Raw genomic sequence first — 19,272 nt, forward strand, 5'->3', positions numbered from 1 at the left:
GACAATGACAATGAGTGCAGTGATCAAAGACGATACGCGCAACCAGACCCTGGTCAGCCTGCGCGGCCTGAACAAGCACTACGGCGACTTCACCGCCGTGGACAACCTCGACCTTGAGATCCAGGACGGCGAGTTCCTCACCTTCCTCGGCTCCAGCGGCTCGGGCAAGTCCACGACCCTGTCGATGCTGGCCGGCTTCGAAACGCCCAGCAGCGGCGAGATCCTGGTCGACGGCCAGTCGCTGGTCAACGTGCCGCCGCACAAGCGCGACATCGGCATGGTGTTCCAGCGCTACTCGCTGTTCCCGCACCTGAACGTGCGCGACAACATCGGCTTCCCCCTGGCCATCCGCAAGCTCGGCGCCGACGAGACCCGCAAGCGCGTGGAGGCGATGCTCAAGCTGGTGCGCCTGGAACCCTTCGCCCACCGCAAGCCCTCGCAGATGTCCGGTGGCCAGCAGCAGCGCGTGGCGATCGCCCGGGCGCTGGTGTACGAGCCGCGCATCCTGCTGATGGACGAGCCACTCGGCGCGCTGGACAAGAAGCTGCGCGAAGACCTGCAGGACGAACTGCGCCAGCTGCACCGGCGCCTGGGCATCACCATCGTCTACGTGACCCACGACCAGGAAGAGGCAATGCGCCTGTCCCAGCGCATCGCCATCTTCAGCCATGGCCGCATCGTCGGCCTGGGCACCGGCTACGACCTCTACCAGAACCCGCCGAATGCCTTCGTCGCCTCGTTCCTGGGCAACTCCAACTTCCTGCGCTTCACTGCCAGCGGCAATGGCGGCGGGCACTTCGAGGGCCAGCCGGTGGCGGTGCGCCTGACCCCGGGCCTGGCCAACGCCCAGGAAGCGTTGATCATGGTGCGCCCGGAGAAGGCCCAGGCGCTGACCGTCGAGCAGGCCGCGCGCGAACCCTTGCCGGCAGGCTGGAACGAAGTCAGCGCCACGGTCGCCGAGTTGCTGTTCCTCGGCGAAAGCCAGACCTGCCATGTGGTCACCCAGGGCGGCACGGCGCTGACGGTCAAGGCGCTGTCCGCTGCGGGCATGCCCATGCAGCCGGGCGACCAGGTCAGGGTGCGCTGGGCCGTGGCGGATGCGTGCATCTACACCGACTGGGCCGAGAGCGACCTGAGCAAGGGCGCCGGGGCACATTGAGCCAACCAGGGGCCGCGGCGCGGCCCCTCACAGCAACAGGTTGCCCCGCTCCTCCTCGGTCAATTGCGCCTTGGCCCGCTCATCCAGCGCCCCCGCGCCCAGTACCTGCACCGGGCTCTGGCGGTTGTACTGCGGATTAAGGCTCGCCCCGTCCTGCCCCGGCACCAGCCGCTCGCCACCGAAGCCCAGCACCTGCACGGTGATCACCGATGGCTGGCGCTGACGCGACGCGGCCTGTTGCTGGCGGCCCGCCTCCTCGGCCGCCTGGCTCGCCGACGACGCCGCGGCGCTGGCCGAAGCAATCGCCCCGGTATTCACCGCGGCCACCACCGGCATGCCCTTGGCATCGCCCTGCACCTGGATGTTGGCAGCGTTGACCACCTGCAGCGCGGCGATGTTGACGTTGCCCGACACGCGGATCCCCGCCTCGCCGGCATCGATGGTGCCCAACGGCGCGATCAGGTCGATATCCCCCGGCGCCACCTCGGCAATCGGGTTGAGCGTGGCAATGCCAGCACCGGTGCTCGGCACGCTCGGCGCCAGGCCGACGTTACCCCACAGGTCGTAGGTGCGCTTGGGCGGCGTGTACACCACGGTGGTCTTCGAGCCGCGGCCGGCGTTGATGTCGCCCTGGGCCGACCAGCCGAGGATCGAGCCGCCGAAGGTGGTCATGATCCGGCTCTGGCCGAGCAGGATGCTGCCCTGGGAGTACAGCTGGATGTCACCGCTGCCCTGGGTGATCACCCCGGCGGTGGACGGCGGCGCTTCGCCCTCGATGCCGAACACCTGCTGGCCACCTGGGGTCAGCACCTGGATGCCGCCGCCGAAATCGGTGTGGATGCCCGCGCCGCCGTAGACGGTGGCGCTGCCGTCGTAGCGGATCGGATTGCCGGCCACGTCCTTGTCCGGGAACAACGCGGCGATCGCCTGGCGACCGCGCAGGTAGCTGCCGGTACGCGGGCCATTGACGTCGTTGTACTCGCGTCCGCCTTCACGCAGCTCGCTGAAGTAGACCTGGCGGGCGAAGATGCGCTGCTGCTCGGCGGGCAAGGCGGCAAAGTAGGCGCGGCTGTCGGCGCTGTCGCCGCTGAAGCCGAAGCGTTCGCGCAGCCAGGCCTGCAGCTCCAGGTCATAGCGCTTGAACACGTTGTCCGCCTGGCCGCTGTCGGCGGGCTGCTCCGCGCCGAGGTAGCGCTCGAGCAGACGCTGGTAGTCCGGGCCGGCCTTGCCGGCGCCGACGACGATGGCGATAGCCGCGCCATCGTTGCCGCCACCACTGCCATCGACCCGGCCGATACTGTTGATCGCCGCCTCCTGGTAAGCCGAGCCCACGCCCTGGCCGGACTGGAACAGGTTGCGCCCGGCGACCACCTCCAGCTGGCCGGGCCCGGCAACATTGAAGGTGCTTAGGCGAATGTCGCGCCCGGCGCTGATCAGCGAGACATCCAGGGCATCGCCATGGATGACCAGGTTGCCCGAGGAATAGACGTTGCCCTGGTCCCCCGCCACCATGCCCGGCGCGCCGAAGCGCTCGACGCCCAGCGCCTTGCCGGCGTTGACGATGTCGCGCCCGGCCATCACCCGCACCGGCCCCGCGCCCTGGTACAGCTTGAGCCCGGTCTGCTGGTACTCGATGATCTCGCCGGTGTTCAAGCCGACGATATCCCCGGCCAGGGCATAGAAGCGCGCGGGTGTCTGCGGCCGCGACCCGGCCTTGTAGGTGTTCAGGCCATAGGTGAACAGCGGCGACGCATCCAGGCTCGCGGCGATATCCGCGCTCAGGTTGCTGGCCTGGTACACGTACGAGAAGTCCTGGCCAAGCATTGCCGGCCGTTGCGGCGTGGCGATGGCCGAGGTGTCGGTGCCCGCCTGGCTGATCACATAGCCGCCGGCGTAGATCGACTCACCGGCGATCAGTTGCAAAGCGCTGCGCGCCGAAGGTGCGGTCATCAACGAATAGGCGGAGGTGGCGATGCCACGCTCGCTGGCCGAACTGCCGTAGTACAGGCTGCCGTTGGCCGCCGTCACCCGCAGCGCCGTCGGGTAGAACAGGCGGCCACCGTAGAGCGGCAGGTTACGGCCCGGACGCAGCTCATCGAAGCTCACCGGCGTGACATTGCCGCCCAGGGCGAGCATGTCCACGGCGGTGGTCTCGCGCCACAACGAGAACCAGCTGTTGCCCTGCCCGGCATAGCGCACGCCGTTGTCGCCGAGGAAGCCGGTCATGTTGAACTGCGGCACCCGGCCCGGGTCACCGACACCCTGCACGACCAGGTCGCCGCGGCTGTCCAGGCGCACCGCGGCATCACCAGGCATGAGCGTCAGCCCCCCCAGCGCCGCGGCCTTGGTCGAGGTATAGGGGTCGTAGGCGCGCGACTCGCTGCTGTCATTGAAGGCGAAGCTGCTGCCATACACCTGCCTGACCACCCCGACGCTGCCCGCCTGGACATTCAGCGCACCCCGCAGGTTGACCAGCGTGCCGCCCAGGTCGGGAGTGACCCGCGCCATCTCCAGTGCCGCGGACGCCGGGTTGATGCCACCGGCCACCCGCAGGTTCAGGTCGCCGCCGCCGGTCTGCACCAGGCGACCATCCTCGACGATCCGGCCGCTGCCGCCGACCACCAGGTTCAGGCCCTGGCTGCGCTCGGCCTCGACGCCTGCGGTGTTGCTGGCCTGCAACAGGCCGGCCGAGCCACCCACGCCGACGTCCAGGTTGCCACCCCCCAGGGTGCCGATGCCGGTGAAGCCCACCAGCCAAGGTTCTGCCACCAAGGCCTGGGGCTGCTGGGCGAAGGTGCCGAAGTTGACCCACCACGCCGCCGGGGTATCGGCACTGGTCTGGCCCTGGCGCCACAGCCAGTTGCCCAGCGCGGCCGATGCCACTTGCGGCCTGGAGAGGGCGCCGCCGGTCTTGCTCGCCACCAGGTTGCCGGCAAGATCGCCCCCGGCCGTGATCCGCAGGTTGCCGCCCTGCTCCGGATACCAGGCGCGGTACAGGCTTTCGGTCAGCGCCTCATAGGGCGCGCCGGCGCTGCCGAGCACGCTGCCGTCGGCCAGCCGGCCACGGGCGAGCTGGTGCGGATCGACGCCGTCGCGCCACAGCGACGGCGCCTGGGTGCCGGCGGTGTAGACGCCGAACAGCGAGTCCATGAGCCAGTCGCCGGCACTGAGCAGGTCAAGGTCGCCGGTACCGGTGCGCAACACGCTGAACATCAGGGTGTGCGGCGTGACCTCGATACGCTCGGGCTCGGTCGGCGCGTCGATCTCCACGCACCAGCCGGGGATCGAGCACAACTCCATGTCGGCGTCGGCCACCGGGGTGCCGGGCTCCATGCCATAGGTGTTGTCCGGCCCCCAGACCCAGAGCTTCTTGCCCCCCAGCGTCTGGTCCACGCACCAGCCGGCGATGTCGCACAACACCAGGTCCTCGGGCGCCACCGGCGTGCCCGGCTCCATGCCGTAGGTGTTGTCGGGGCCCCACACCTTGATGGTCTTCACCGCCGGCTCGCACCAACCGGCGATATCGCACAGCGCCAGGTCCTCGGGGGCTACCGGGGTACCGGGCTCCATGCCGTAGGTGTTGTCCGGCCCCCAGACCATGCCGGTGCCGCCAGCCCCGCCACCGCTGCGCTTCTGCTGCGCGATGTAGTGCAGGTCGGCCAGGCGCAGCACGCCGGCATCGGTGTCGGCGCGGGTGATGCGGCTGTCGGCGGCGTCCAGGTCGGCGCCGGCCACCAGGCGCATCGACCACGACTGCGAGCCTGCCGGCAGCATCTGCGCCAGCGCCCAGTTGCGCCCCTGCTGGCCATTGCTTGCGGGGCGCAGCTCGATCAGGTCGACGCCTGCGGCGAGCTTGACATCGGTGCCCGCCGGCAGCCGCGAGCCAACGGCCAGGGTGAGCGCGCTGCCTTGGGTAAGGCCGCCACTGGGCAGGGCGATGCCCTTGCTCCAGATACCGCCCTGCACAGCCACGCTGACCGGCAGGCGGCTGCCGGCGTCCAGGCGCGTGCCCAAGGCCAGGGTGACCGCCTCGCGCAGCAGCGTGCCGGCGGCGTACAACAGGTTGCCGCCAGCGTCGCGTACCGCGGCCTCGAGTACCGTGCCCGCGGGCAGGATCAGCGGTGTGGACAGGCTCATGGCGCTGGGCAGGCGCAGGTTGGCCGGCAAGGTGGTGGCGGCGAACGGCAGGTCGAAGTTGAGCAGGCTGCCTTCGGGGAACTGCGTGCCCTCGGCCAGCTCGACGCCGCTGCGCGGGATCACCAGGTCGCTGTCGAACGGCTGCTTGCCGGGCAGCAGCAACCAGCCCTTGCCGTCCATGCGCGCTTCGTCGCTGGCCAGGTCCAGCGGCATGAAGCCGTCACTGATGCTGCCATACACCTCCAGGTTGCCGCCGGCGCGCAGCACCAGGTTGCCCACCTCGCCCGAACCGTGGACAGCAGTCTTCGGCGTCAGCGGGTTGAGGCTGGCGTAGCGGTGGCCAGACAGGTCCAGATCACCCTGCACCACCAGGTCGGTGCCGGCATCGACCGTGGCGATCTCCACGCCCGGGCGCAGGTGCAGGGCCTGGGCGTAGCGGGCGTTGTTCAGCCCGGCCAGGCGCACGTCGAGCAGGTCACGGTTGCGCAGCAGGTTGTCGATGAACAGCACACTGAGGTCGTGCTTGCGGGTCAAGTAGTCCTGGTCGATGACCTGGATCGGCCGGCCACTGGCCGAAGTGCCGCCCGGCGCCGCATCGGTGTAGCGCTGGTTGCCGACCACGGCGATGGTGCGCGCGCCGAGAATGTCCACTGGGCCACGCACGTCGATGGCGATGTCGCCCGCCGTATCGCTGCCCAGGCGCGGGGCGATCAGCTCCAGGGTGCCGCGCTGGCGGCCATCGCCCTGCCCGGAGGCGGTGCCGTGGCGCAGGTCGATGCGTGCGCCGCTGGCCAGGGTCAACTGGCCCTGGCCGCTGTTGAGCTCGACCACGGCACGGTTCGGCGCATCGATGATCGCGCCGTAGCTGTCGACCCGCAGCACACTGCCATGGGCGTCAAGCAAGGCCCCGGCGCCCAAGGTCAGGCCTCGATTGGCGGCCAGGCGGATGCTGCCGACCTGCTCGCCACTGGCATCGACATGGCCGTTGACCGTGAGCTGCCCGTTGTCCAGCGAGATGTTGATCTGCTGGGCCTTGAGCTCATCGCCGATCACCAGGTCGCCCTGCTTGATCTGGAAGCTGCGCGCACCGAACACCTGGTCGCGGTTCAGGCGCTGGTTGAGGCCGGCAAAGTCGTCCAGCTGCCGGGTGCGGATATCGACCACTCCGCCCGCGTACGGGACCTGCGTGCCAGCGGCGTCGTAACGGCCACTGGCCGCGCCGAGGATCTGGCCGAGCAGTTCGATGCGCCCACCCTGCTCGCCCAGGGCAATGGCCGTCAGCCGCCCGGCGCGGTTGCCGCGGGCACTGAGGTCGATCAGCGCGCCAGCGGCCTGGTGAATGTCGCCGAACTGGCTGCCCAGCACCAGTTCGCCGCCCCAGCTGTACTGGGTCACGTCGTTGAGGGTCAAGGTACGCCCGGCCAGGTCCAGCCGTGCGGCGTCACCCAGGCGCAGGTCGTCCAGCGCCTGCAGGGTCAGGCGGCCGCTGGGCAGGCTGAAGGTGCCATCGACCAGCAGTTGCCGCGCCTTCAGGCTCAGCTCGGCGCCCAGGGCCTGACGACCGCTGGCCAGGGTACCCCCGCCGCCCTGCAAGCGCAGGGTGCCACCGGCCTCGATACGATTGAGCGAGCCGGCGCTGCCGGTCCACAGCGGTGTGTCCACCAGCAGGTCACCGCCACTGTAGGCGAAGCTGCCGTCGGCCTGGTAGTCGCCGCGGCGGTGGTGAACCAGCAGGCTGCCCTTGTGGTTGGCGCTCACCTGGTGGCTGGCGTGCAGTTCCACGCGGCTGAAGCCCAGGGTCTGGCGCGCCATGTCGGCGCTGCCATCGGGCTGGCTGTTGGCGCCGTAACCGAATTCCAGGTCCTTGACGCGGATCGCCAGCAGGCCATCGCCACTGCCGGCCCCGCCTGCGATCGGCGCGCCCGCGGCGTTGCGCGCACCGCTCCAGATCAGCCGATCGGTGCGAATGGTCGCCTGGTCGCCGGCCTGGCCATGGCCATAAATGGCCGGCACGCCGAGCACCAGCGCCTGCAGGCGGTTCTTGCCGGTGACCGGGTCGTAGGTGTCGAGCGCCGTGGTGCCGAAGAAGTTCAGCGAGTCGGACGCCGCCAGGGTCAGGGTCTCCAGTGCCGGCACAGCCTCGGCCGGGCTGCCCTGCAGCAGACGGTCGAGCACCTGCTGGTTGAGGGTCAGGCCCTGGCCCAGCACGCCGTCCGCCAGGGCGCGAGCCAGCGCGTCGGCGCTGCCGACGTTGATCCGCCCGACCGCCAGGCCCAGGTGCCGGGTACCGAAGGCTACCCCGTCATCGAGACTGAAGGTCTTGTCGGTGGCGGCGAACAACGAGCCTTCCGAGTACAGCCGGGTGGAGCCCTGGCAACCGCCGGCGCTGCAACCGCCAATGAGGATGGAGCCCGGCGACCAACTGCTGGTGAACTGCGACGACACCACATCCAGCCGGCCGTTGGACACCGCCAGCAAGGCACGGCCGTTGCTGTTGATGAAGTAGCCGTCATCGGCATCGAAAGGCACCGCGCCTCGGCCAAGGGTAACGATCCCGGCCCCCTGCTCGACGACGATGCTGCCACGCGGGTCGTTGTTGGTCAGGAACACTTCACCGGCCTGCAGCACCACCCCCGAACGCAGCCAGATATCGCTGGTGCCTTCGAGGAAGGTCATCTGGTTGCCGCCCTGGCCGTAGAGTACGTTGGCGCGGCCGCCCAAGGTCAGCCGGGGTGCCTGCAAGGCATTGAGCTCGCGGGCCGACAGCACCGCGATGTTCTCGCCGCTGGCCTGGCCGGCGCCACCATCGGCCACCACCTCAAGGCCGCGGGCGCCGAACACTGCCGCGCTGCCGGCATGACCGCCTTCGGCGGCGGCGAAGTTCACCCGGCCGGCGACGCGCAAGGTACTGGCGGCCTCGTTGTTGCCCTGCACCCGCAGGTTCAGCCACTTGCCATCGGCCTCGATCGCCGCGCGCGGCACGCCCTTGGCCGAGGCATCGGCACGGGCGAAGGCGGCGTAGGAGGTTTCGTTGTACTGCGAATAGCGCCGCAACACGTCGCCCGAGGTCAGGATCACCTGGCTCGACAGCGGCTGGCGGATACCGGTGTTGGCCACCGACAGGCTGCCCGTGGTAGTCCAGGAGCCGTTGCGCATCGCCAGGCTGGCAGCGCTGCCCCCGGCCATGGCCAGGCCATTGAGCTCGATCCTGAACGCCCCCGGCAGCAGCGCAAAGCTGGCCGGCAGCAAGGTGTAGGTACCCGCCGCCAGGCCAGGAACGCTGCCATCCAGGGTGATCTGCTGGCCGATCCCCGGCGCCGTCACGCCGGCCTCGCCGGTCACCGGCGCGTAAGGGCCGGTGAAGCTCGGCACGATGGCGTAGACCGGGTTGCTGCCCAGCGTGGGCAGGACCAGGCGGCCCTCGCCATCGAGTTGCATCAGCGGATGGTAGCGGGCGTCGGTGGAGCCGCCACGCCCGGAGACGAAGCCGGCGCCGGTCAGCGTGCCGCCTCCGGACAGGTCGATCAGCGCGTCCTGGCGGATGTCGATGGACTTGCCGTTGAGCGATACCCCATACAGGCTGTCGCCCGCCGCGCCCAGCAGCTTCACCGCCAGGCCTGCGAACAGGTAGCTCAGGCCATCCACCGTCCCGCCGTAGGGCATGACCAGCCCTGCCGCGCTGACCGAGGTGATGCTGCCCGGCAGCAGGGTGACGGACTTGGTGCCCCCCGTTTCCTGCCCCAGCGACAGCCCGCCGAGGGGCGCGCGCAGCACACCGCCCTGCTCGACCTTGCCGGCGACCAGCGCCAGCCGGCCGAACACCGAGAACGGCTGGTCGGGCGTGCCTTGCCCAGCCCTGCCGATGCGCAAGGTGGCGTCGCTGGCCGTCTCGATCTGGCCGAAGGCGCCGGTGGTCGGGTAGATCTGCGCGGCGAGCAGCTCCAGGTCGGCATTGCTGCGCAGCAGGGTCCTGTCGGTGCCCTCGCCAACCTTGCCCAGCACCCGCAGGTCGCCCTGGCTGCGCAGGCTACCCAAGGCAAAACCTCGGCGGTCGAAGTCCAATGAACCACCGGCGGCCAGCGCCAGGCTGCCATGGGCGCCCAAGGTCATGGCATCGCGCAGGTCCAGAAGGTGGGCGTCGACCTGCAACAGCGCCGCGCTGTCTTGCATCGACAGCCCGCCCTTGAGGGTCGGCCGGGTCGCCTGGTCGGCGCTGCGATGGTTGCTGCCGGCAAGCCGCACATAGGGCGCCTGCAAGTGCACACGGGCATCGCCGGCACTGCTCTGGGCCAGCACCAGCGAGCCGGTGTACAGCTGCAGGCTACGGGCCATGCGCAGGTCCAGGTCACCCTCGAAGGCCACTACACCATCGCTGAGCAGCGACAAGCTGTCGAAGCCCCCCGCAGCAACCTGAGCAACGTCGAGCCGCCCCTGGCCATAGCGCAGCGGCCCTTGCTCGGCATTGGCCGCGCCTTGGCCGAGCACCAGCTCGCGTGGCGCCTTGACGGCGTCGACCAGGCTACCGTTGAGGTAGAGACCGCTATCCAGCGCCACCTCCAGGCTGCCGCCTGCGGCGCCAAGACCACCGGAAGCGGCGCTGAAGCTGCCGTTCAGGCGCAGCCCGTGGCTCGACGCCAGGCTGATGCGCCCGCCGTTGCTGGCCATGGCCAGCGGTCCTTGGCCACGGATATCCAGCGTGGCCTGGGCACCATCGGCGCGCAGGCGAGCGCCCTCGGCCATGTCCAGGAACAGGTAGGCGCCGTTGCTGGTGCCCTGGTCATGGTCGATCTGCCCGCCGATCACGATGCTGCCGCCATCGTCGACCCGACCATAACGGCGACCTTGCGCATCCAGCGCGGTGAACGCCCGCCCGGACACATCGATCAGGGCCTGGTCACCCAGGCGGATCGAGCGCTGGTGCGCCCCTTCCGTCACGCCGGAGTCCATGGTCGGCAACCATTGCTGCAGCAGGCTGACACTGCCGCCCCAGGCATTGAGGGTACCGTTCAGGTTCAACTGCGCGGTGCTGGTCAGGCTGATGGACTGCAAGGGGTCGACGCTGATCGTCGCGCCGCGCCCGACCTCGAGCACCGCCGCTTCACGGCTCGCCTGGTCGAAGCGGCTATCACCCGCCGCCAGGGCCAGGCTCGCGCCAGCGCGCGGCTCCAGCTTGCCGGCCACCGCGTTCTGTGCCAACAGCGGCGCCAACACGATCAGCGCCGGATCGCCGAGCGGCCGGCTGGCGTCGAGTTGCTCCACCGGCCGGGTGACGTCGATACGGCTGCCAGCGGCCACACTCAGGCCATGGTTGCCGGTGATGGCGTAATGAGCGAAACCACGGTTGAAGAAATCCTCGGCCAAGTGCACGCCGGTCTCGCCCTGCCCGCTGCCCCCCACACTCACCCGCTCGGCGGCCAGGGTCAGGGTGCCTGCGCCACTGCTGCCGTAGCCGCGCAGCTCGCCATCGAGGCGCATGCGCCCGGTGCCGCTGTTGTCCAGCGCGCTACTCTGCAAGGTCAGGTTGCCGCCACTGCCACCGAGCAGGCGATTGCCCTCGCGGCGTACCACACCGCCGGATACGTCCAGCACGCTGCCGTTGTCCAGCAGCACATCGCCGCTGCTACGCAGGCTCAGGCTGCCACCGTTGCGCCAGGCGCGCTCACCCGGGTCGGTGCCCTCGCTGCGCAGACCGCTGACATCCAGGCGCGCCCCGGCGGCCACGCCGACCTGCGCGCGCAGCCCTGCCGGGGTGGCCAGCGCCTGGTCCTGCAGGCCGGCGAGAACACGTTGACGGAGCACATCACCCAGGACCATCTGCCCGCCCCTGGCGGTCAGGTCGGCATTGACCTGGACCTGCGGGGCATAGAAGGTCAGGCTGCCGCCATCGGCCAGGCGCACGGCATCATCGACCTCGATGCGCTGTTGGGCGGCAACGCTCAAACCACCCAGCTCCAGGCCGTTGAGCCAGTCGCTGTCGAGTGCCAGCTGGCCACGGCGCTGCTCGTCCAACGGTGCCTGCAGGCCGACGTCGGCGCTCTGCCCCCCGGCGCCCTGGCGTATCAGCACCTGCTGCATGACCGGGGTCAGGCTGAAGCCGAGCTCCTTGGCGTCGCTGAGGTAGCCGGGCAGCTGTTGGCCGATCACCAGTTGCGCGCCCTGGGCCCGGGCGGTGTGCACCTGGCGATAGCCGTCGCGCCCGCGTACCGGCGCCTGCACCTGGCGCTCGTCCTGCCAGGTCTGGCCGAGCAACTGGCCGTCGAGCAGCGCGCTCTGGGTCGCCACCACCAGGCTGCCGGCGTCGCGGCCCACGGTATAACCCTGCTCGTAACGCTGGCCGGGGGCAATCAGCGGGTTGTAGAAGGTGCGGGTCTGGTCCCAACGCGCGCTGTGCGCCTCGTAGCCGTTGTACAGGCCGGTGTAGAGCAGGTCGCCCGGGGCCTTCGACAGTTCGTAAAGGCGGCCGTCCTCACCGCGCAGCCAGCTCTGGCGGATGTAGCCGTCCTGCACCGCCAGGGTGCCGCCAGACAAGTTGATCTCGGCGCCGGCGCGGGTCACCAGGTCCTGGCCGGTGAAGGTCACCGTGCCGCCCTGGGCCATCCACTCGCCGACGCTGTGGTTGCGCGTGCCCAGGTAGCCGCCCACCTCGAGCAGGCCACCGGCGGTGTACCAGCGCTCGCTGGCGTAGCCGTTGACGCCCTTTTCCACATGCACCAGCTCACGCACGTCCACCCACACATCGCGGTTGATCAGGCCGCCCTTGTCACGGTTGCCGGCCGCGTCGCGCTGTTCGTTGCCCTGCACGTTGATCTTGATGACATTGCTTTCCATGGCGACCTTGACCCCGAGGGCCCCGGCCACGTCGATGCGCGCGCCATCGTCCACCAGGCTGCGCAGCCCGGCGCTGACGGCCACCTGGCCACCGGTGGCCAGGGTCAGGGCGCCTTCCTGGAAATGCACGGTGCCACCGCTGACCACCTCCACCCGCGACTGCTCGGGGCGGTCGATGACCTTGCTCAGGTTGTCGAAGCGGCCCGTGGCATTGTTGCCGCTGACCCCATCCACCCCCTGCCGCGAGGCCTCGCGCTGGCTGTCCAGGGCCTGACTGTCGTCGAGCAGCACGGCGGTGACGCTGCCCTTGCCGAAACTGACCGTGCCGCTGGTGTCGCTGGCCGAGTTGAGCAGGTGGATGCTGCCGCGCCGGTCCACCGCGGTGCTGGCAAGGGCCACGCCATCCTGGCGCACGGCATGGCCGGTCAGGGTGATATCGCCGCCCGCCGTCTGGATCAGTCCGTTGTTGACCACGTTGCCGGCGCTGCTGCCGGGCTTCAGGCTGCTGGCGACCTCATTGCCGCGGGTGGTGGAGAAGGCGTTGGCCTGGGTGCCCCTGCCCCGGCGGATGTAGAAGTCGTCACCGGCGGCAAGCGTTGCCTGGCCCTGGGGTGTGATGATCTGGCCTTCGTTGCTCACCTCGCTGCCCAGCAGCAGCACATAGCCGCCGCCCTCGGTGGAGGTGGCTGGGGCGCGGGTCTGCAGTTGCGCGCCCCGTTGCACCACGACCTTGCCGCCGGCCTGGGTGAAGGTGGCCTGGCTGCCGTTGCTGTCGACATACAGCCCGCGTTCGCGGAACTGCTCGTCGCTGACCTGCGCCGCCGCCGCCACCAGGTTGCGCACGTTGACCTGGCTGCTGCCGTTGAATACCACGCCATTGCGGTTGAGCAGCATCACCGTGCCCTGGGCCTCGATCTGGCCGTGGATCTGGCTCGGCCGGGCGTTGGGGTCGTTGACCCGGTTGAGTACCGCCCACTGCGCCTGCTGGTCGAACTTGACCGTGGTGTCGCGGCCAACGTTGAAGGTTTCCCAGTTGAGGATCGCCTTGTCGGCGGTCTGTTCGATCAGCACCTGGGTCTTGCCGCCCACCTGGCTCTGCTGCGGCGCCTTGGCGTTCTGCCAGCCCTTGGTCAGCGGGTTCTCGTCGACCTCCAGGCCGCCCTCGCCCAGGCCGTTGGGCACGGTCTGCGGCTGCACCTGCGCCAGGGTGCGGCCGGCGGCCTGCGCCGCCTGCTGCGCGGCGATGGCGGCCACGGTGTTGTCGAGGTTGCCCAGGGAGCGCTGGAACCGTTGCTGCAGGCGCTGCTGCTGGGCCAGCGGAGGTGGCGCGCCGGGCAGTTGCACGTGGCCCGCTGCCGCGCCGCCACCGGCTGCGGGCGCGGCGCCCTTGGCCGCGAACCAGGCCGAGCTGAACGGCTGCGCGGCCTGGGCCGTGCCGGACAGCAACAACAGTGCGATGGCCTGGGCCAAGGGCTTGAGCAGCATCGGCGCGTGGCCTGCAGGCTGGCGACGCCGGCGGGCGACGGTGGCTGGTAGGTCTGGCTGGTGCTGGCCGCGCGACATTGCAGGGTTCCTTGTGCAGGGTCATGGAAGGCAGGTCGGTGCGGCCGTGATGCCGCTTTGCCATAAGGCAGTCGGCCCGGGCGCGGACCGAAGCTTTGTCATGCAAAGTTCATCTGCCTGGGGTACGCGCACACGCGAAAACCGACGGTGCCGTGCCGGCCACCGTCGGTTGTCCGCCCGTTGCGGGCTTGGCGCTTCGCGTGACGCTTACAGACGGCCGATACCGTTGCAGACCGAAGCGTTGGCGATGTTGGTGCCTTCGTTGTAGCCGTTGTCCAGGAACACCTTCTTGATCTCGGCGGCGTAGGCGGCCGGCAGGCTGACGAAGGAGTGCTGGGCGATGGTGGCGGCCTTGGCACCGGTGTACAGATCGTTCAGGAAGCTGCGGATGGCGGTGGCATCGGCGGCGGTCTGGTAGCACTGGCCGACCAGCAGGTTGGTGTAGCCGACGATCGGATAGCCCGAAGTCGGTACCACGCCACCGGCGTTGAAGATCGGCACCCACTTGCTTGGGTCGGCGCGGTCGGCTGCGGTGCTCGGGGCGACAGCGGTACCCAGGGCGGTGCGGGCGTTGGCGGCGGTTGGCAGTGGCGCGGTACCGGCGGCCATGGCGTTCTTGCTGACGCGGGCGACCACGGCGTTGTTGCCGGTGGCGACATAGTCAGGGCTGACGTAGCCGATGGTGCCATCGGTGGCGTTGACCGCGTTGACCACATCGGCGCTGCCGGCGACGGCTTGCCAGGTGGCCGGTTCGCTGCCGACGTTGGCGGTGGTGAAGGTGCTGCTGACCACGAAGGACGATGGGCAGGCGTCAGCCAGGAAGCGCGACAGCAGCTCGGTGGTGCCGCTGCTGCCGGAGCGGTAGATGACCTTGATCGGCGTGGCGTCGGCGGTGCCCAGCAGCTGGCCCCAGGTGGTGGTGGTACCGGAGAACACGCCGCACAGCTGGGCGCCGGTCAGTTGCAGGTTGGTCACGCCCGACTTCTTGTAGGGAATGGCAACGGAGGTGCCCACCGATGGGATCTGCACCAGCTTGCCCCAGGTGGCGGCCTTGCTGCTGTTGTAGGTCGACAGCTCCGAGGCGCTCAGGACCGAGTCGCTGCCGGCGAAGTCGACGTTGGTGCCGGCCGGCTGGTTGATCGAGGCCGCTGCGTTGGTCAGGAACGCCGTCTTGCCGCCACCACTGCCGACACCGGTGTAGCTGAAGTCGGCCGGCAGCAGGCGCGGCAGGCTCGAGGTGCCGTTGTAGAGGTTTTCCGGCAGGGTGGCGCCGCCACCGACAACAGCAGCCATGGATTGGGCCGAAGCCAGGGTAGCAGCCACCAGGGAGGCGGCGATCACAGTACGCTTAAACATGAAGCAATCTCCTATCGTCGTGTTCATACGTTGAGTGGGTCGCGCATTGCTGTGGCCACAGGCCGTATACCCTGATCCAGAGGGGCTGAGGCCTGTCCACGGGGCCAACATTCGCAGCTTGTGGTGACAGGCAAAGGAAAAAACATCGGGAGTTCGGCGGGGAAAAGCTCGGGTGTCGGCGGGCGCTTTTCGGGTGTGCGGCGGGCTGGCCATGAGCCGGCGCAGGCGGTACGGGAGGGGACGCTCCGGAGGATGGCGAATCAGGCACTCGGGAGTTGGGCCAAGGGGAGAAAAAACTGTGTGCCAGCGCCGGCCACTTCCCAGTGGCCGGTTGGTCATGGCCGGACTTTCAGGGCGCGGCCACCTCGCTGGGCGATGCCAGTTGCAGGAGTTCGCTGGTATAGGTCCACTCTTCCTGGACCTTGTCGGGGTGCTCGTTCAGGCGGATGCCATAGGAGGGGATGATCTGCTTGATCTTCGCCTGCCACTCAGGCGTGGCCACCTTGTCCTTGAACACCTTGTTCAGCAGGTCGAGCATGATCGGCGGCGCGGTCGAGGCGCCCGGCGAGGCGCCGAGCAGACCGGCGATGCTGCCGTCCTTGGCGGTGACCACCTCGGTACCCAGCTTCAGCACCCCGCCCAGGTTGTCGTCCTTCTTGATGATCTGCACCCGCTGCCCGGCCTGCCACAGGCGCCAGTCTTCCTTCTTCGCCTCGGGGAAGTAGGTCTGCAGCGCGGCAAAGCGGTCGTCGTCGGACTGCATCAGCTGGCCGATCAGGTATTGCACCAGGTCGAACTCGCGCACCCCGACCCGCACCATCGGCCAGGTGTTGTGCAGCGACATGCTGGCGAACAGGTCGAGCAGCGAGCCCTCTTTGAGGAACTTGGTGGAGAAGGTGGCGAACGGCCCGAACAGGATCATGCGTTTGCCATCGAGTACCCGGGTGTCCAGGTGCGGCACCGACATGGGTGGCGCGCCGGTGGCGGCGATGCCGTAGGCCTTGGCCATGTGGCGCTGGGCGATGGCCGGGTTGTCGGTGACCAGGAACGAGCCGCCCACCGGGAAGCCGGCGTAGTCCTTGGCCTCGTCGATGCCCGACTTCTGCAGCAGGTGCAGCGCGGCGCCGCCGGCACCGATGAACAGGAACTTGGCGTCGGTGCTCGCGGTGCCGCCGTCCTTGAGGTTCTTGTACTCGACGTGCCAGCTGCCGTCGTCGTTACGGGTGATGTCCTGCACCTCGCTGGACAGCTTGAGGTCGAAGTTCGGCCGGGTCTGCAGGTAGCCTACGTACTGGCGGGTGATCTCGCCGAAATTGACATCGGTGCCGATCGGCGTCCAGGTGACGGCGAGCTTCTGGTTGGGGTCGCGCCCTTGCATCATCAGCGGCACCCATTTGGCGATCTGCGCGTGATCCTCGGAGTACTGCATCGGCTTGAACAGCGGGCTGGCCTGCAACGCCTCGTAGCGTTTCTTGAGGAAGCGGATGTTGTCGTCGCCCCAGACGAAACTCATGTGCGGCGTGGTATTGATGAACGAGCGCGGGTTCTTCAGCACGCCCTGCTTGACCTGCCAGGCGAGGAACTGACGGGTGACCTGGAACGACTCGTTGATCTCCACCGCCTTGCTGATGTCGATCTTGCCGTCCTTCTCCGGCGTGTAGTTGAGCTCGGCCAGCGCCGAGTGACCGGTGCCGGCGTTGTTCCAGCCGTTGGAGCTTTCCTCGGCCACCTTGTCCAGGCGCTCGACCATCTGCATCGACCAGCCCGGCTCCAGCTCGTTGAGCCACACCGCCAGGGTGGAACTCATGATGCCGCCGCCCACCAGCAGCACATCGACGCGCTTGCTGTCGGCGGCCTGGGCATGCAGCCCCAGGGCCAGGGTGAGGGCCGCCAATGCCCATCTGGGCGTTTTGTAGAGGTTCATGTGCTCTCCCGTTTTGGTCATTCCGTGCGCCTGGAGGACAAGCTTAGCCGAGTGTTTTGCTCGGGCATGGTCGCAGTGTTTTCTGATCCCTTGCCCCGCGACAAGGCCAGTCCACCCAGTTCGATAATCGCCCGTTTTCAATACTTCGGGATTTGACGAAACTAACCAGATAGTTCAAATATCGGAGTATTCAAAAACAACAAAGCGATACCCGCCATGACACCCCGAATCCTCGTGCTCAACGGCCCCAACCTCAACCTGCTGGGTACCCGCGAACCTACCCAGTACGGCCATGAAACCCTTGCCGACCTTGCCAGCCTGTGCGCCGGCAGTGCCCGCGAACTGGGCCTGGAACTGGAGTTCCGCCAGACCAACCACGAAGGCGAGCTGCTCGACTGGATTCACGCCGCCCGTGGCCGCTGCCACGGCATCGTGATCAACCCCGCCGCCTGGACCCACACCTCGGTGGCCATCCGCGACGCTCTGGTGGCCAGTGAACTGCCGGTGATCGAAGTGCACCTGTCCAACGTGCACAAGCGCGAGCCGTTCCGTCACCTGTCGTTCGTCTCCAGCATCGCCGTGGGAGTCATCTGCGGCCTTGGCAGCCAGGGCTACCGCATGGCCCTGGGCTATTTCAGCAAACACCTGCGCGAGCACGCGGCATGAGCACCCAAGGCATCCTCGCCGGCCTCATCGGCCGTGGCATCCAGGCCTCGCGCACACCGGCGCTGCACGAGCGCGAAGGCGACGCCCAGGCGCTGCGCTACCTGTACCGGCTGATCGACGCCGACCAGCTGGGCTTGGACGACAGCGCCCTGCCCGCGTTGCTCGACGCGGCCCAACACACCGGGTTCAGCGGGCTCAACATCACCTTTCCGTTCAAGCAGGCGATCCTGCCGTTGCTCGACGAACTGTCGGACGAGGCCCGCGGCATCGGCGCGGTGAACACCGTGGTGCTGCGCGATGGCAGGCGGGTCGGCCACAACACAGACTGCCTGGGCTTCGCCGAAGGTCTGCGCCGGGGCCTGCCCGGGGTGGCCAGACGCCGCGTGGTGCAGCTGGGCGCGGGTGGCGCGGGCGCGGCGGTGGCTCACGCACTGTTGGCCGAAGGCGTCGAACAACTGCACGTGTTCGAGGTGGATCCGGCCCGCGCCAAAGCGCTGGTGGACAATCTCACACAGCGCTTCGGCGCGGGCCGCGCCATGCTCGGCAACGATCTGGCCGAGACCCTGGCCGGCGCCGATGGCCTGGTCAACACCACGCCGGTGGGCATGGCCAAGCTGCCGGGCACCCCCTTGCCGCCGGCGTTGCTGCACGCAGGGCTTTGGGTGGCGGAGATCATCTATTTTCCGCTGGAGACCGAGCTGTTGCGCCAGGCCCGGGCCCTGGGCTGTCGCACCCTCGATGGCGGCACCATGGCAGTGTTCCAGGCGGTCAAGGCGTTCGAGCTGTTCAGTGGACGCCCGGCGGATGCCACGCGGATGCAGGCGCATTTCGCCAGTTTCTAGTCGCCAGGCAGCTCATCGCGGGGCAAGCCCGCTCCCATGGAAGAGGGAGCGGGTTTGCCCCGCGCTTGCATTCAGGCCTTGATGTAACGCATCACCGCCTCGCAGATTACTTGCTTGTGACGCTGCTTGACCTGCTCGTCGGACAGGTCGATCTGGAAGATGTCGCCAAAGGTATGGCGGTTGGACACCCGGTAGAAGCAGAACGAGCTCATCAGCATATGCAGGTCGATCACTTCGATGCCGGGGCGGAACACGCCCTGGGCAACGCCACGGGCGAGAATCTTGCCCAGCGCGTCGAGCACCATGCTGCTCATCTCGCGGATCACCGGCGACTGCTTGACGTACTCGCCGTAGTGGATGTTCTCGGTGCAGACGATGCGCACGAAATCGACGTTGTTGGCGTGGTGGTCGAAGGTGAACTCCACCAGGCGCTGGATCGCCTGCTCGGGCGCCAGCGAGTCGAGGTCCAGGCTGTGCTCGGTCTTGCGGATGTCGCCGTAGAGCTTGACCAGGCACTCGACGTACAACTGCTCCTTGCTGCCGAAGTAGTAGTAGATCATGCGCTTGGAGGTGGCGGTGCGCTCGGCAATGGCATCGACCCGGGCGCCCGCCAGGCCCTGCTGGACGAACTCGGTGATGGCGGCCTGGAGAATGTTCTCGCGGGTCTTTTCCGGATTGTTCTTGCGCGTCTTGCGCAGGCCTTCGACTTCAGGCTTGACGACCGAATCACTCATACCGACTCACAGGCTCGTTGTAGTAATCCGGGCGATTATCCGTGAGCCGGGCGATGCTGGGAA

Annotated in this window: 7 protein-coding genes; 3 read left to right on the plus strand and 4 right to left on the minus strand. The window is 68.5% G+C overall.

Annotation, left to right across the window (positions count from 1 at the left end; genetic code table 11):
* Nucleotides 1-10 precede the first annotated feature (10 nt).
* Nucleotides 11-1,159, plus strand: coding sequence for an ABC transporter ATP-binding protein (locus KHO27_RS11515; RefSeq protein ID WP_214501841.1), 1,149 nt, complete (start codon nt 11-13; stop codon nt 1,157-1,159).
* 27 nt (nt 1,160-1,186) lie between these two features.
* On the opposite strand, the gene KHO27_RS11520 is transcribed toward KHO27_RS11515, so the two are convergent.
* From KHO27_RS11520 to mqo, 3 genes are all read right to left on the minus strand, one after another.
* On the minus strand, nt 1,187-13,687 hold the full coding sequence (locus tag KHO27_RS11520; RefSeq protein WP_214501842.1) for a putative filamentous hemagglutinin family protein: 12,501 nt from the start codon (nt 13,685-13,687) through the stop codon (nt 1,187-1,189).
* Nucleotides 13,688-13,894: 207 nt separating this feature from the next.
* The gene (locus KHO27_RS11525) at nt 13,895-15,043 is read right to left on the minus strand and encodes a substrate-binding domain-containing protein (protein WP_102683759.1); all 1,149 of its coding nucleotides are present in this window, start codon (nt 15,041-15,043) and stop codon (nt 13,895-13,897) included.
* Nucleotides 15,044-15,392: 349 nt separating this feature from the next.
* Nucleotides 15,393-16,967 (minus strand): malate dehydrogenase (quinone), encoded by a 1,575-nt coding sequence (gene mqo / locus KHO27_RS11530; protein WP_214501843.1) that lies wholly within the window; start codon nt 16,965-16,967, stop codon nt 15,393-15,395.
* A 216-nt stretch (nt 16,968-17,183) separates the two neighbouring features.
* Here mqo and aroQ point away from each other — a divergent pair, with 216 nt between their 5' ends.
* Together aroQ and KHO27_RS11540 are read left to right on the plus strand one after the other, a co-directional pair.
* Nucleotides 17,184-17,633: a type II 3-dehydroquinate dehydratase gene (aroQ, locus tag KHO27_RS11535; RefSeq protein WP_214501844.1), complete on the plus strand. Its 450-nt coding sequence runs from the start codon at nt 17,184-17,186 to the stop codon at nt 17,631-17,633.
* Nucleotides 17,630-18,475 (plus strand): shikimate dehydrogenase, encoded by an 846-nt coding sequence (locus tag KHO27_RS11540; protein ID WP_214501845.1) that lies wholly within the window; start codon nt 17,630-17,632, stop codon nt 18,473-18,475. The genes aroQ and KHO27_RS11540 overlap by 4 nt, the downstream gene beginning before the upstream one ends.
* Before the next feature lie 71 nt (nt 18,476-18,546).
* Here the strand turns inward: KHO27_RS11540 and KHO27_RS11545 are convergent, their stop codons facing one another.
* Nucleotides 18,547-19,209 carry a TetR/AcrR family transcriptional regulator gene (locus KHO27_RS11545; protein WP_102683763.1) on the minus strand — a complete coding sequence of 221 codons (663 nt, stop codon included), beginning with the start codon at nt 19,207-19,209 and terminating at the stop codon, nt 18,547-18,549.
* Nucleotides 19,210-19,272 lie beyond the last annotated feature (63 nt).

Origin of the sequence: Pseudomonas sp. RC3H12 (assembly GCF_018596375.1) — a bacterium.
Lineage (GTDB): Bacteria > Pseudomonadota > Gammaproteobacteria > Pseudomonadales > Pseudomonadaceae > Aquipseudomonas.

Excerpts from the sequence above, each read along its gene's own strand:
- KHO27_RS11515 (WP_214501841.1), top strand. The coding sequence starts at position 11 with ATGAGTGCAGTGATCAAAGACGATACGCGCAACCAGACCCTGGTCAGC.
- KHO27_RS11520 (WP_214501842.1), bottom strand. The coding sequence starts at position 13,687 with ATGTCGCGCGGCCAGCACCAGCCAGACCTACCAGCCACCGTCGCCCGC.
- KHO27_RS11525 (WP_102683759.1), bottom strand. The coding sequence starts at position 15,043 with ATGTTTAAGCGTACTGTGATCGCCGCCTCCCTGGTGGCTGCTACCCTG.
- mqo (WP_214501843.1), bottom strand. The coding sequence starts at position 16,967 with ATGAACCTCTACAAAACGCCCAGATGGGCATTGGCGGCCCTCACCCTG.
- aroQ (WP_214501844.1), top strand. The coding sequence starts at position 17,184 with ATGACACCCCGAATCCTCGTGCTCAACGGCCCCAACCTCAACCTGCTG.
- KHO27_RS11540 (WP_214501845.1), top strand. The coding sequence starts at position 17,630 with ATGAGCACCCAAGGCATCCTCGCCGGCCTCATCGGCCGTGGCATCCAG.
- KHO27_RS11545 (WP_102683763.1), bottom strand. The coding sequence starts at position 19,209 with ATGAGTGATTCGGTCGTCAAGCCTGAAGTCGAAGGCCTGCGCAAGACG.